This window comes from Paenibacillus agaridevorans, from assembly GCF_018604145.1.
GTDB classification, from domain to species: Bacteria; Bacillota; Bacilli; order Paenibacillales; family Paenibacillaceae; genus Pristimantibacillus; species Pristimantibacillus agaridevorans.
In genome coordinates this window covers 6,472,386-6,487,032 of the sequence record NZ_CP075889.1, presented here as the reverse complement: position 1 = coordinate 6,487,032, position 14,647 = coordinate 6,472,386, and the positions used below count along the sequence as shown (strand labels likewise).

8 protein-coding genes are annotated in these 14,647 nt (G+C 54.8%); 2 read left to right on the top strand and 6 right to left on the bottom strand.

Annotation, left to right across the window (positions count from 1 at the left end; all coding sequences use genetic code 11):
* Positions 1-49: 49 nt before the first annotated feature.
* The 6 genes from KJW29_RS25980 to KJW29_RS25955 form a co-directional block, all read right to left on the bottom strand.
* The gene (locus KJW29_RS25980) at positions 50-4,111 is read right to left on the bottom strand and encodes an apiosidase-like domain-containing protein (RefSeq protein WP_214626813.1); all 4,062 of its coding nucleotides are present in this window, start codon (positions 4,109-4,111) and stop codon (positions 50-52) included.
* A 76-nt stretch (positions 4,112-4,187) separates the two neighbouring features.
* Positions 4,188-6,536, bottom strand: coding sequence for a glycoside hydrolase family 36 protein (locus KJW29_RS25975; protein ID WP_214626812.1), 2,349 nt, complete (start codon positions 6,534-6,536; stop codon positions 4,188-4,190).
* Positions 6,521-7,831: an FAD-dependent oxidoreductase gene (locus tag KJW29_RS25970; protein WP_214626811.1), complete on the bottom strand. Its 1,311-nt coding sequence runs from the start codon at positions 7,829-7,831 to the stop codon at positions 6,521-6,523. Before KJW29_RS25970 ends, KJW29_RS25975 begins: the two co-directional genes overlap by 16 nt.
* Before the next feature lie 70 nt (positions 7,832-7,901).
* On the bottom strand, positions 7,902-8,735 hold the full coding sequence (locus KJW29_RS25965; RefSeq protein ID WP_214626810.1) for a carbohydrate ABC transporter permease: 834 nt from the start codon (positions 8,733-8,735) through the stop codon (positions 7,902-7,904).
* A gap of 2 nt (positions 8,736-8,737) precedes the next feature.
* Positions 8,738-9,625 (bottom strand): carbohydrate ABC transporter permease, encoded by an 888-nt coding sequence (locus KJW29_RS25960; protein ID WP_214626809.1) that lies wholly within the window; start codon positions 9,623-9,625, stop codon positions 8,738-8,740.
* A 64-nt stretch (positions 9,626-9,689) separates the two neighbouring features.
* Entirely contained in the window at positions 9,690-11,027 is a 1,338-nt protein-coding gene (locus KJW29_RS25955; RefSeq protein WP_214626808.1) for an ABC transporter substrate-binding protein, read from the bottom strand.
* 223 nt (positions 11,028-11,250) lie between these two features.
* Between KJW29_RS25955 and KJW29_RS25950 the strand changes: the two genes are divergently transcribed.
* Both KJW29_RS25950 and KJW29_RS25945 read left to right on the top strand, forming a co-directional pair.
* The gene (locus KJW29_RS25950; protein WP_214626807.1) at positions 11,251-13,044 is read left to right on the top strand and encodes a cache domain-containing sensor histidine kinase; all 1,794 of its coding nucleotides are present in this window, start codon (positions 11,251-11,253) and stop codon (positions 13,042-13,044) included.
* Positions 13,041-14,639: a response regulator gene (locus tag KJW29_RS25945; protein WP_214626806.1), complete on the top strand. Its 1,599-nt coding sequence runs from the start codon at positions 13,041-13,043 to the stop codon at positions 14,637-14,639. The genes KJW29_RS25950 and KJW29_RS25945 overlap by 4 nt, the downstream gene beginning before the upstream one ends.
* Positions 14,640-14,647 lie beyond the last annotated feature (8 nt).

Sequence of the window (14,647 nt, the reverse complement as noted above, 5' to 3'; positions counted from 1 at the left end):
TAATCCGGCCTGCTTCTATTGAGTCGTTCATCGATTATGCTCTTCACTCTTACTCATTATAAATAGCAAACTCGATAATAATCGGCTGGGAGGTTCCCGAAACAAAATAGATGCGCGCCTTGCTGCCTGCAACAGGTGAGAAGTTGACCGTCAACGGCGTGTGCGACGAGCTGCCGATTGTAGTGCCCGTAAAGGCCGTCAGCCAGGCGCTTCCATTCCAATATTCAATCCGGTAGGCCGAGGTTCGATTGCCGAATTCGCTTATTATAGCCTTGTTGAAGGTAACCGGGGTTCCGAAATCAATCTCCAGCCATTCATTCGCGAATTTGCCGACCCCCGCTTGCCAATTGGTCTGGGTCATTCCGTCGAACGCCATGGCGGCATTCTGCGCGGAATTGTAATTGGACGAGCTATGGTAGACGCGTCCGTAAGCATAATTAAACGGTCCCGAGGTCGTGGCCGAAGTCGGCTGGGACAACTCGGTTTCCTTTCCGTCGATCAACGCCGATACTTTGTAGTAATACGTCGCTCCCTCCAGCAAACCGGCATTTCGGAAGTCGGTTGCGTCAAGTCCTTCTGCGACCGCTTCATATGCGCCGTCCGCATACATGCTGCGGTAAACCGAATAAGACTCTGCGCCCGGCATCTCATCCCATGCCAGCTTCGCTGTTTTCGGGCCTCCCGCGGTCTGCAAGCCTTGGGGAACTTCATATAGCTCAAAGGCGTAAATAATCGGCTGCGAGGCAGCGGCGGTGAAATACAGCCTTGCTTTGCTTGCCGTCACTTCGGGAAAGTGGAGTTGCCGGCGGTCGAACACAGTCGCTCCGATCGTCGTCCCGCTATATGCCGTTTGCCAGGACGCGCCGTTCCAGTATTGCACCTCGAACCCTTGCGTGCGATTGCCGAATTCGGACACAATGACTTTGTTGAAGACGACCGGCTCGCCGAAATCAACCTCCAGCCACTGTCCCGCCGTCTGCCCGACTGCCGCTTGCCAATTCGTGTTCTGCAAACCATCGAACGCTTTGTCGGCGGTCTGAGAGCCGTTGAATACGGAGGACGCGGCATATGTGCGATTGATGCTTAACGGCTGCGCTCCCGAAGTTACAGCTTGAACAGAAGCCGATCCCCCCATTTCATTGCCGAAGCTGTCGAAGGCGGCAAGCCGGTATCTGTACTCCCGTTTGTTCCCCAGCCTGGTGTCGGTATAGGCCAACATATTGCCCGCAGCGACGACACGACCGGGTTCGCCCTCTGCATCCTGTCGCCAAAGTTCATAATGGCTAGCCCCGGAGAGCGCATTCCAGGACAGTGATACGGTTCCGTGCCCCGAAACCGCAGCCAGTCCCGTCGGAGCATGATACAATTCCAGCTCGTAAATAATCGGCTGCAGCGTGGCATGAACGATATACAGTCTTGCCTTGCTGCCGGTCACGGCCGGAAAGTTGAATGTGCGACGATCATTGGCGTCAGCCCCGATCGTCGTCCCGGTATACGCCGTCTGCCAGGCAGAACCGTTCCAATATTCAATGCGGAATGAAGATATCCGATTGCCGTATTCGCTCACGACCGCCTGGTTGAATGTAGTGGCTCCTCCGAAATCAACCTCCAGCCATTGATTAAGCCGATCCATATTGCCCGCCTGCCAGTTGGTCGACAGATTGCCGTCAAACGCTTTAGCCGCCTCCTGACCGGATGCAAAGGTTGTTGAGCTGCTGTACGTCCGATCGTACGCCAGGTTGCCCGGAAAACGATAGTAATAAACCATCGATGGCGAAGGCTCCAACCCGTCGGCTATTGTCACCGCTTTAAGGGTGGCGGCAGATTGAATGGTGATCGGCGAGGTATATACCAAGCCGTTATCGGCATTCGGCTCTGTGCCGTCCAATGTATAATAGATCGCGGCTCCGGCAGTTGTCGTAGACAATGCCACCGCCACAGGCGAGCGATAGGATCCGCCTTTCTTGTCGGCATTCGGCGCCGCAGCCCGATCCGAGATTCGCTGAATGAGCAACGCCCAATCCGACGAAGCGCTTGGCTGTGAGGGAATTTGCCACTCGTTGTTCCCGTCCGGAACGAATGCCGCCGAAATCGCCGTGTATTGGCCGGTACGCGGATTGTACCAGCTTGCTTGGTACGTTTCGCCAGACTCAAGCCCTTGCGCCTTGCCGGTATAAGTGGACGTATGCGAGGGCAAGTAAGCTGCAATTACCGCTCCATCCGCCGTAGAACGCTGATAAGGAGCTGCCTTGTTGTTAAGCGCCGGAGCGCCCTGCCATTGAACGCGAGCCGCGTCGGGGGTCATGTCCCACCAAGGAAGCGCGGTGAAAAAGTCCTTTAAATACCGCATTTGCTCGCCCGCCGGTTTATGAATCGCTTCATACCATGGTGTCGGCGCCAGGTTCCATACCTGCCATGTGTCCTGCATGTCATGCGTAGCCTGCCAGATCCCCTCCGCTCCGTACGTAAAACCTGCGCTGCCGGCTATGAACGCGTTCCAGGCGGCTTCTCTCGTAAAGGAGGATGGGATGCCGTTAATGTTCTCGTAATTGACTTCCGCCTCGATCATAATTTTGGTCGGGGTTTCATTATAGTGGCCAAGCCAATAATCCTTGGATTTCTGAACGCCATGTCCGGCCTGCAGGTAGTCCACTTGGTACCAAGGCTCATCTCGAAAGTTATTGGCATTCCATACGGCATTATGCAAAAAGTTTAGGCGCTTGTAGGGGTCCTGTTCATAAATATACGCAGACACATTTCCCCAGGAAGCCGTGTTGCCGGTGGAATATTCGCCTGCACCCAGCCAAACTACTGGATAAGCCGCATATCGGGCCACGACATACCGGGCAAGCCGCATATAGTCCGCCTCATTGGCGGCTTCCAGATTGCGTCCCCAGTCGAGTCCGAGCGCAGCGGTCATTCCTTGCTCGGCCAGATAAGCGATCCGTTCATCGACGCTTTGCCAAAACGCCGGGTTTAATTGCTTAAACAAGCCGTTGTTGTTAAGCGGCTGCATGCTTGTTCCATAGGGGACAAATTCGGTTATGGAGGCTGGATGCCCGGAGAGCGCTCCGGTAATCGTGACGCGCAAATAGCGTGCGGCGGCAGAGACCGCATCGGTGAAATTTTGGCCCGATGCACCCGATGAACGGTTCACCAGCGTATTGTACTGAATGCCGTTGGGGGAGCCTTCGATGATATACGACCATGTATCGGATTCGCCAAAATGCAAATCGAGTTGACCAATGGACGAAATCTCGCCGAGATCGATTTCAAGCCACTGCGGGTAAGTCGCGGCGGCAGCCTGCCAGCGCGTACCTAAATTGCCGTCCAGCGCTTTCTTGGCGCCGTGATGATCCCCGCCGCCGGATGGCGCTACGGCACTGGAAGCGGAGGCGGCGAGGCTTGCCGCCTGCCAGATCGGGCCGCCCTCATTGTAAGTGCCTTGGGGGGAAACATCTCCCCAGCTGCCGCCAAACAAGCTCATGGCATAAACGTTGTAGCCTTGCTCCTTGCGGATATCGGCCATCCCTTTGAACTGGGAATCGAACCTCGCATCATTGGAGCCGTTCAGGCTTTCCCGTCCGGATAATCCCATCCAGTGCGTATCGCCAAGCCAGAAGAACGGCGTTCCGTCGCTATAGGCAACATAACGGTTATTAACCGACGGCTGCAGGAATCCATGCCGGTAAATAGCCTGATCTCCCGTATAGGCAACTGCCGTAAAGCTGCCCGTTTGGTGCAGACCGGCATTTCCCGAATCGGTAGCGCTCGTCTCATAGGTCCATTCGCCAGCAACCGGCGGCGCGAACCGGATACGCCATACCGCATCTCCGTCCCAGAAGCCGGGAAGCTCCATCTCCAGTCCTCCCGGACCGCTGAATTGAGCGGATACCTGCACGTCCAGATAAGGATTGGCATACGTTTCGGAGCTGGTTAACGTTATTTCGTAGGGGTGCCACAACTCGGTGTCCGGCTCCTGACTAGCCGAGACGCTTTCGGTAAGCGCTAACATGATGGATAAAAACAAAAAAAGCATGACCCACATGACGATTCTATGATATCCGGTTGTTCTTGGCCCGACGACGTCGTCTTTGCCTAACAGATTCATAACCCAATCCCTCCACGTTTATGGTTGAGATGACCCCTCTGCCCGCTACGTAAGCACAGGGGAGAGGGGGCGTCCCTTATTCAAAAGCGATCCACAACAGCGGTTCCGTACAGCCTGAACCATGCAAAACGACAATGTCTCCGCCGTCATCCGCGATTACCGCATTGCTGGACTTGACGGCTCGGCGATACGACTCAGGTATGTGCACATATACGGTGCCACGTTTCGTATAGTCTGGCCTCCATTGCAAGATCAGGCGCCGCTCCGCCGCATCCCAGCGCTCATCGCCGAATTCGGCCCAGCCTTGGGTAAAATGCATATCCGTTCCCGCCAGATGAGGATGCTCAGCAGCGACGCGAAGCGCAAACAACTGCATCGAATGAGGTTTTATTTCGTGAAGAGACAACCGGGCGTCCGCCGTTTTGACGGAAAGCAAAGCCGTCTCCTGCCGATCCCATAAGCTCCAACCGATAACTTGTTCTCCTTGACGGAAGCCGAGCTCTTGAAGCGGCAATGACGGAGCATCCGGCGCATCGCTCCAATTGAATACGCCGAGCACGATCCAACGCCGTCCGTTATCCTCGATAGACAGCTTCCAGAAGCGGGGAATATCCGGATTGAAGTAGTCGAGCGGAACAGCGGCGCCGGGGCCGACCGGGAACAGCTGGGTAATAAGGGGCCGCCGCTCCTCTTCGAGCTCCGACAGCTTGTCGTTATAGAACAGCAAACCGCCCGACAGCGCCACGACGCCGGCCCACACGCGCGCCTCGTCCAGAGTCGGCGTGTAGTCGTCGACGATGCCCTCCGGCTCATGTCCACGGACAACCAGCGCATCCGGATCGTTGAAGCCGGCGCGCGGGTGCAGGAAATAGCGGGCGGCCATCGCTTGGGCGCAAATTTTTACCAGCTCCCAATACCCTGGCCGCTCCTGCAAGGCCGTGTAAGTCCGCCTCGTAATATCCGGGGTCATCCGATTGGCGTCGATATATGGCCCCAGGCTGGCGAACAGCGGAGCCGCGCAGCCCAAAATGAAACATTGATCTCCGGCCGCCTCGCGGATAACCCGCATCGCATTGCGATAAGCCTGCGCTGTCGTCGTGCCGGGATAATATACTTGATCCCGCTCCAGGTTCGAATGCGTGCCCTTGTCGGTAAATAGGGCGCGCACCAGAAAGTCAAGCTTGATGTAACGATACCCCCACTCGTGCACAGCCCGATGAATGAGCCGATGCAGGTATTGGAGCACCTCCGGATTCGTAATATCCAGCGCGTATTTGATATTGCTTTTCTCATGGAGCTCGAGCACATCGCTGCCGTTCGGATTCATGCCCGCTACCGGCTGTCCGTCCCTCCAGAGCAGCCAGTCCGGGTGTTCGTTGACCAGTTGCGAACCGGCATCCGCCAGCAATGGGGAAAACCATAAGCCGGGTTTGAAGCCCGCTTCGGCTATGCGAGCGGCGAGCCACTCCATGCCATGCGGAAACTTGCCGTTTGCCTCCCAGTCCCCGAATCCCGTCTCCAGAAACCATCCTGCATCCACGACAACATACTCCGGCTGGATGTCCGGAAACTCCAGCAACGCCTGCACGTTGTCCATTACGGCTTGCTCCGTCACGGTACCGTAGTAGTAGTACCAAGAGATCCAGCCGGTAACCGGCTCGCGAAATGCGCTTGCCGGTTTCATGGCTGCGCAAACGCGGTCCATGTAACGGCTGAGCAGCCGATCATGCCCATGATCGGTCATAAAGATCGCCCACTCCGTATCGGCGGTCTCGCCGGAACGGAGAACCAGGTTCTCGAGTTGATTGGCTACGCAGACATCGAAACCTTCGTTATTCGCGTCTTGTCGCGCCAGCACATGCGGAAAGTATGTGGCATGCGAGCTGCACCCGATCAAAAGATGCTGGTTCAATGTCGGTTCGTGCAGCACCGTAAAGCCGTCAAAATAATGGTTGTGCCCCGGCTCGACCGCTTCAATGCCGATGTGCATGTCGGTCGACTGCAGCCCGACATTAAGCGCGAGCCAGTCGCGGCCTGCTGCAGTTGCTCCAATACCGCTCTCGTCTTCAATCGCCCGTGTTGCCGCGCAGCGCAGCTGCCCTTCGCATAGATGGGCGGCGGAGAGGACCAACGGATCGTCGCCTTCATTGCGCAGCCGCAGCCTCCATTCCGCATATCCCTTATCCTCCGGCAGGATCAACTCCAGAGTGACCTGCAGCGCGTCATTCCGATAAACGTATCCGTATCGCTCCTCTTGTCCACGCCGAAGAGGGAGGGTTTGCCTCTCGGGAAAGTCGGATATATCCCAGACATGCCCGTCCCCGCGCACAATGCGAAAGCCGAAATCAAGCGTTGCCTCCGCGGCCCGCTCCAGCCGGATCCTCCCGTCGGGCAAGGCCTGATGCCGAATTATGGTTTGTTCCACTGCGTCTCCTCCAGCCTCGATAGTGTAGCCCTTATGTCCGGCCAAGCGAGCTGCTGCGGCAACAATCGCCGGCTGGCGCATAACGCTGCCGCTGCTCCGGCGGCCTGGCCCATGGCGACCGCATTGCCCGTAACCCGGTAGCTGGAATGGGCAACGAAATCGCCGCTGATACATCTGCCCGCAAGCAGCAGACCGTCCACGTCCGCCGCGATCAAAGCGCGGAACGGAATATCGTACGGCTTGCTCGACTTGCCGTCATCCCCGAAACCCTTGCCATCCTCGGGATTCGTTGAATGGATATCGATGCCGTATCGTACGCGGCATACGCCGTCCTCATGAACGCGGCCGGCCTGCAAGTCATGCTCGTCGACCGTATAGCGTCCTGCAATACGCCGTCCTTCCCTGATGCCGATCTGGGCGGCGGTGCTGACGATATGCAGGCTGCTCCACACGCCGCCTGCCGCCCGCAGCCCGTCGATGATCCGGTGAAGCTCTTGCCTCGCCAGCATTGTCGCCTTCGATAGTTGCATAGCATCGGTCGCCTTGGCGCCATACATATGATTAGCCATTAGAGCAAAGAGGCCGTCTCTGATATGAAACAACGACGGGCCGGAGTACGACGGGAACACTCCCGCTATGCCCATCTGCTCCAGCAAACGCCGTTTGGGCTCCTCGCTGAGGCCATCCATCGTATACGGCGTTACTTCCTCAGGACGAATGCCCGAGACGAGCGCCATAAGGCTAAGCGGCTGAGTCTCGCCGCTATCAGGCCTTCCAAGCGCAAATCCGCAGCCCGCCTGTGCCGCCAGATCGCCGTCGCCCGTCGCATCAATAAAGCAAGCGGCTGCCCATGCCTGCCTTCCCGACTTCGATTCGGTCAGCGCCAGCGCCAAACGGCCGCTTTCGTCGACCGCAGCGGAGCATACCCGCGTATGCAGTTGAACGATGACGCCCGCTTCGGTGCACATCTCCTCCAGCAACAGCTTCATCGCTTCCGGATCGTACGTAAAATCTTCGCCCAGACTTTGCTGCCGGGCGCCCTTTTTATCCAGCCGCTCGATGATTTCCTTCATGATGCCCGGCTTGCCGCCAGCATCGATAATCCAGGACAACAAACCGGATGTCCAGATGCCGCCCAACGCTCCGTGCCCCTCGAGCAGCACCGTCTTCGCGCCTGTACGGGCGGCGGCAATCGCCGCCGATACCCCTGCGGGTCCGCCGCCGCATACGACGACATCGGCTTGCCGCAATACTTCAATATCCCGCGCCGGCTCCCGAAATAGTTCTGTACTCACCTTGTCTCCCCCCGCTCACACCATTTGTACTTTGTACTGATATCCGAACTTTTTGAACTCGCAGTCGAGTTTACATTTTGACGGATCCGTCCGTCATTCCGCCATAAAAGTGCTTCTGGTTGTAAAGGAAAAACGCCACCGGAATCAAAAAGGCGATCGTGAGCAGCGCATAGACCGCGCCCCAATCGTTGACATACTCGCTCATAAAAGAGTACACGGCCAACGTAATCGTTTTCTTTGATGCCGTACGTATGAACAAAAGCGGCATAAGGAAATCGTTCCAGATCGAGATCGACGAAATAACCATGTACGTAACCGTAACCGGCTTAAGCAATGGCAAGATGATCAGAGCAAAAATCCGCAATCGTCCGCAGCCGTCGATGCTTGCCGATTCGTCCAGACTTCGGCTGATTCCTTTGATGAAACCGGTGTACAGCATAATGCCCATCGGGATCGCTCCCGCAATGCTGATAATAATGACCGCCGTCCGGGTATCGACCAGTCCGAGCTTGTTCATCAGGACATAGAGCGGCACCAGATTAGCGGCGAGCGGTATCATGGAAGCGCTGATGAACACCAAATAAAACGCCTGAAAGATCCATTCCTTGCGACGCGCCAGGCTGTAGCTCGCCATGGAGGCCAAATAGATCGCCGCCGCAATCGAAATGCCGGTAATAAAAATGGAATTGCCGATATTAAGCCAGACGTAGGAGTTGTCAAAAACCCGGGCATAGTTGTCGAATTGCAGCGAGGAGGGCAGCGTAAATACCCGATTGATCTCCTGATTGGTCTTGAAGCTGCTCAACACGATATTAAGGACCGGGATCAAAACAAGGACTGCCGCCGAGTACAATATGGCATAGTGCAACCAGCGGAGCCATCTTCCGTTCGCCGATGTTACCATGATTAATACTCCACCTCCATTCTGCGCGTCACCGTCAGCTGAACCAGCGTAATCGTCGCGATAAAGAGGAAAAACACAAGTCCGATGCTGCTCGCGTAGCCGAACTGGTTGGATAGAAAAGCCGTATTGTAGATCGACATCGTCACCGTGTTTGTCGAATTCATCGGACCTCCGCCAGTCAATACAAACGGCAGCTCGAATACGCGAAGAGACCCTGTAATCGAAATGAACATATTAATCGTGACCGCCGGCATAATAAGCGGCAACGTAATCAGACGCAGCTTGCGCCATCCCGTCGCGCCGTCCAGCGCGGCCGCCTCATTGATCTCGGTCGGGATCGCTTGCAAGCCGGTTATATAAATAATCATGCCATAGCCCGCCCACTGCCAGATGTTGATTATGATCAGCACATGTATCGTAATGATGGGATGCGCCAGCCAGTTGTGCGCCAGCGTTTCCAGTCCGAAGAGCTTCAATGTTTGGTTGATGATGCCGTTGTATTGGAAGAAGGCAATCCAAGTCATGCTAATAATCAGCGCGCTGATGACGGCAGGCATATACAGTACGGTGCGGAAAACTTTGGCTCCTTTGATGCGATTGACAAGGATGAGGGCGAGCCCTAGTTGAATGACCGTACCGAGCAATATACTGACTACCGCAAAATAAACGGTATTGTAAAAAGCCCCCAGCACCTTGCTGTCGCTGAACACCGATATAAAATTGTCCAATCCGACAAACTGGTAAGATCGGCTGAAGCCGTCCCAATTCGTAAGCGAATAGAACATCGTCATGGACAGCGGGTAATACTTGAAGGTAACGAACAACGTTAACGCCGGCAATACAAAGAGCAGCGCAAATAGCAAATCCAATCTCCGCCGGTATTTCATCATGTCCGAACTCCTATCTCTCAACCGGGAGAGGGAGGCATCGCTGCCGCCCCTCTTGCGAGCCGCTTTATTCTTTCACTACCATTTGGTCTTTCGTTTTGCCGAATTCCTCGTCCAGCCGCTTCAGCTCCGCTTCTACGGACGAGCCGACCAAAATATTTTGCAGCGAGATGTCCACTTCCTTGCTGAATGCCGGCGTGACCGCCGAACGGCTGCCAATGACGACAGACACGTCATCCGCCGAGAAGCCGTTCACATAATCCTGCAATACCGGAGCCGTCTGGATATCCAACCCTTTCAGCACGGTGAACAAGGACTGTTCCTCCAAATAAGGCTTCAAATTATCCGGGTTGACGAAGAAGTTAAACAGCGCCTTGGCTTCTTCCGGGTGCTTTGTATTGGCGGAGACGACCAGCATACGATCGCCGTTGCTCATCGCATGAATGATTCCGTCCGCTCTGGGCACCGGCGGCATAAACGCGCCTAGCTCAAATGAAGCGCTGTCTGCGTTAACAATCGGGTCAAGCGTCGGAACCCAGGTGCCTTGCGGGAGCATGGCGGCTTTGCCGTCGGCGAAATATTGCACGGACTGGTCATAGGTAAGGGTTGAGGAGGCCTCGGAGACATAACCCTGCTTCACCAGATCGGCAATAAACTGCAGCGGATAATCAATCACCTCGGAAGGTTTGACATCCCCTTTGGCCAGCGCATAAAAAATGTCCCCGTCGGTTTTCGGCAGCGCATACGACCTGAAGATGGCGGTGTACAGCGTGCCGGATAAGGTCCACGCATCCTTCGCCCCGAATACGAGCGGTTCAACGCCGTTGTCTTTCAGCGTCTGGTTGACCGCCAGGAACTCTTCCGCATTCGTCGGCACTTCCAGATTGTATTTTTCGAAAATTTTCTTGTTGTAATAGATCGGACTCACAGGCGTGCCCGCATTGACCATAAATCCGAATCGTTTGCCGTTAATTTGGAACGCTTGATCCACTAGCGGATTGTCGATCATCAACTGCATCCCCGGCTCGTTGCTCAGATCAAACAAATGGCCCTCCGTCGCATATTGCGTGTACTGGTTAAACGGCAGCAAGTAGACATCCGGCGCGTCATCCGACAGGATGCGCGTTTGAAGCATCTGGCTGTATTGACCGCCGTCAATGACTTCCTCTTCTACTTTGATGTGGGGATTCGCTTTCATAAAGGCTTCGATAATGGGTTTGTCCTCCCCCTTGGACATCCAGGATGCATACTTCAGCGTAACGTTTGGTTTGGGGTTTTCGCTGGCGCTATTGCTGCTTCCGCCTGGCGAAGCAACCGGACCTTGACCATTGTTGCCTGAGCTGCAGCCGTAGAGCGCGACTGCCGTCGTCATCAGGATCAGCGGCATTAACCATTTCTTCTTCATTGCAACCACCTCTTCTGTCATTTTCATCTTCATCATGCCTTCGTTTCAGGGCACACGCTAACTATATCAACGATGCTCGCAGGGCGGCAGGGTTCAAAATTTACGATATAGTCCACTTTTATATGCAGTTGTACGCTTCGCTCTTGCGACAATTGCCACCGCAAATTGAGGGGTGATAGAATAAACTCACCGTTGCGCGGCGAAAAAAAAGGGGGATGCGGGCATGTTGCGCTTTATTCGCAAAAGCATCAAGATCAAACTCTTTTCGCTTTATATTATCGGCATTACGATCCCTATCCTCCTCTTTGGCAGTTTGTCGTATACGATGTCCACCCGAACGCTTGAACAGGAGTACAGAAATTCGCAAAGCAATCTGAATCGGCAAATTGTAAAAACGTTGGAAGAAAACATTAAAAACATGACTCGTCAATCCATGGCGGTATACGCCAACTCGGACGATATTGTCAGCTTGCTCGCAGCAAGCGCTTCCGGTCGGCTTGCCGATACGGTCGCCAGCTACGGCCCGGCTGCAAGCTTCCTGTATAGTCTGCTCCAAGGCAACGACCGTCTATATGCCGTCAGCCTGCTTTCGATGGAAGGGAAAGTGCTGTACTATTCCAGCAAGCAGGGCAGTTCGATCAACCTGCAGCAGGTCGCCGACGAATCCTGGTTTCAGGAAACGTTGGCGCGCAAGGGCATGCCGCTGCTGATCGAGCCGCATTACAAGTCCTATATCGATAATAAATCGCCCAACAACAAAGCGGTATTGTCCATCTCGCGCACCATCATCGACTTTACGAACAGCAAGCCGCTTGGCGTTGTCGTATTCGACCAGGAAGTCTCGCAATTTGTGCAGAACGTATCCGACACGGAATGGGAACGCAATCAGCAGTTCAGAATTATTGGCAGCAGCGGAGCGTCGATCTACAGCAATACGGAAACGACGGAAACATCGGACGACGATTTGCAGCTGCTTCTGCAAGGAACGGGCGAATCGTTTCGCGTCGAATCGGACGCGGGCAGCTTGCTCGTCCATTCCAACACGCTGGAAAACTACGGGTGGAAGGTCATTACGTCCATCCCGGCGGAGGAGTTATCCCGAAAAAGCTTGTTCCTGCGCGATATTCACTTGTCCTTGCTGCTTTTTCTCATTTTGATTGCCTTTCTCCTGTCGATCTTTTTTACCTATCTGGTCAATAAACCGATGAAACATCTGTTGCTCTCGTTGCGCAAGCTGGGCAAGGGCGATTTCAAGACGCGAGTGGCGATCGGGGGGGAAGACGAATTCAGCCAGATCGGTACGACCTTCAACGGCATGGTGGAAAATATGGAGAGGCTCATTCAGGAAAACTATCAGAAGGACATGCTAAAAAACCAGGCGGAATTCGATGCGCTGCAAAGTCAGATCAATCCGCATTTTCTCTTCAACACGTTGTCTTCCATCATGGCGGTGCTGAACAAACGGGATTATGAGCGTTCGTCTACGATGCTGCGCAGTCTGTCCGATTTGTTTCGATACAGCCTGAATCGGGGAGCCGCGATCGTAGCCTTTCAAGATGAGCTCGCCCACATTCAGAAATATTTGTATATCCAATCCTGCCGCTTCGGCAGCAAATATAAGGTCGGCTACGATATCGACGAAGAGGTGCTTGCTAACGGCATCGTCCGATTGTCGCTGCAGCCGCTGGTCGAGAACGCGATCATACATGGGTTAGAGCCGCTCAAGAGAGGCGGGGAGCTCAAAATTACGGCCAAAGCGTTTGGCGACCATTATTATATTTACATTGTCAACAACGGCGTTGGCATCAGTGATGGCAAGCTGAATGAAATAAACGACAAATTGCAGCAGAGCGCGGATATTCGAGAGCGATCGCAGTCGGACAGCCTGGGCATGGTGAATGTCGATGCCCGCATCAAGCTCTACTATGGCAAGGAGTTCGGACTTCGCCTGTATCGCGGGAATACGGGAGAAACCGGCGTAAAAATAACTCTTCCGGCAAGGAGGCTCGTTACATGAAAGTGTTGGTTATCGACGATGAGCACCTCGTCCGCGAGACAGTCGTCCACCTGTTAGAAACTTTCGGCATCTCCGATATTATCGAGGCCGACGATGGCCATGCCGGATTGCAGCTTGTGCAAGAGCAACGTCCGGATCTGGCCATCGTCGACGTCCGTATGCCGGGCCTTGGCGGCATTGAATTGCTGGAGCGGCTAAAGCAACTGAACATCCAGCTGCCGTACGTCATGCTCAGCGGCTACGATCTGTTTAGCTATGCCCAGACCGCTCTGAATTTGGGAGCTACTGCATACTTGCTTAAGCCGGTCAATCCGGACGAGCTTTATGCCGTTATTCAAAAGGTTCGTCTGGATAGGCAGTTGCAGGATCTCCGTTCGGAAACCGATTTGAGGGCGACCATTCGGCTGAAGCAGGGCATGGAGATTATGCGGCGGCGTTTCATCGGAGAGCTGGCTGCAACGACGCAACTGGCCGAAGGTTATGTGGCGGGACGGTTGAAGGAGCTGGAGATCGGCTTTGCGCATCGGCAGTTCGCGATTGTCCGCATCGAGCTCGACCCGGTTTCAGGGCCGGTGAGCGGACTTCCTTCCAACGATCAGGCGCTGATCCAATACGGGGCGGAGAACATCGCTTGCGAAATTTTGCAGCAGGCGGATGTCGGCGTCTGGCCGGGCGATGCCGAACAAGGTTTCTTTCTGTTGGCCAATATCCCCCTATCCGTGCAATATCCTCGCGATCTGATGTCCCTGTGTACGGAAGTGAAAGAGAGTATCCGGCGTTATTTGCGGCAGCATGCGACAATTGGCATCGGCAGCCTGGCTTGCACCTTGTCCGAGCTTCCTTCCTCCTATGAGGCGGCGGGCAAAGCGCTTTTGCAGCGATTGGTAAAGGGAACGGGCAGCGTTATTGTTTACGAGCGGCCCGTCGCGTCTCCGGATCAGTTTAAAGGAATCGGCTTTCAGGTGGAACAGGACATGCTGCTGGAGTTCGAACGGGGCGATCAGGCAGCCGCCATGGCGATTGTGCGCCGGATGTACGAACCATTTATTGCGCTCGACTTTATCGACAGAGCCAGCTTGCTGAAACTCAACTTCCAGCTCATTGTACTGCTGTTCAAAATATTGGAACGGTTTGACGCTGAACCCGCGCCCTTGCTGGGAGAAGAATTGTCCTTGTACGAGGAGGTCAATCAATGCACAAGCATCGAGGCTATGCTGGACTGGTTCGGCGGCAAGCTGGCGCTTGCGTTTGACGCCTTGCTGAGCAACCGGGAAACCGGCGCGCGCAAGCTCATCGAAAAAGCGCGCGGGTATATCCACAACCGCTACATGGAGGACTTGTCCCTGGAGACGGTGGCAGCCCATGTCTATGTTACTCCGGCTTATTTCAGCAGCATCTTCAAGAAAGAAACCGGGAAAAACTTTGTGGACTATGTGAGCCACTACCGTATCGACAAGGCCAAGCAGCTGCTCGGCAGCGGCAATTACAAGGTCAACGCGGTAGCGGCGATGACGGGTTTTCATAACATGAAATACTTCTACAAAGTATTTAAAAAGCAGACGGGTTTGACGCCGAACCAGTACAAGGAACTGTAGCGGTTCAA

Bases quoted from the DNA above. Each gene is read 5' to 3' on its own strand.
- KJW29_RS25980 (WP_214626813.1), bottom strand. From the start codon at position 4,111: ATGAATCTGTTAGGCAAAGACGACGTCGTCGGGCCAAGAACAACCGGA.
- KJW29_RS25965 (WP_214626810.1), bottom strand. From the start codon at position 8,735: ATGGTAACATCGGCGAACGGAAGATGGCTCCGCTGGTTGCACTATGCC.
- KJW29_RS25960 (WP_214626809.1), bottom strand. From the start codon at position 9,625: ATGATGAAATACCGGCGGAGATTGGATTTGCTATTTGCGCTGCTCTTT.
- KJW29_RS25955 (WP_214626808.1), bottom strand. From the start codon at position 11,027: ATGAAGAAGAAATGGTTAATGCCGCTGATCCTGATGACGACGGCAGTC.
- KJW29_RS25950 (WP_214626807.1), top strand. From the start codon at position 11,251: ATGTTGCGCTTTATTCGCAAAAGCATCAAGATCAAACTCTTTTCGCTT.
- KJW29_RS25945 (WP_214626806.1), top strand. From the start codon at position 13,041: ATGAAAGTGTTGGTTATCGACGATGAGCACCTCGTCCGCGAGACAGTC.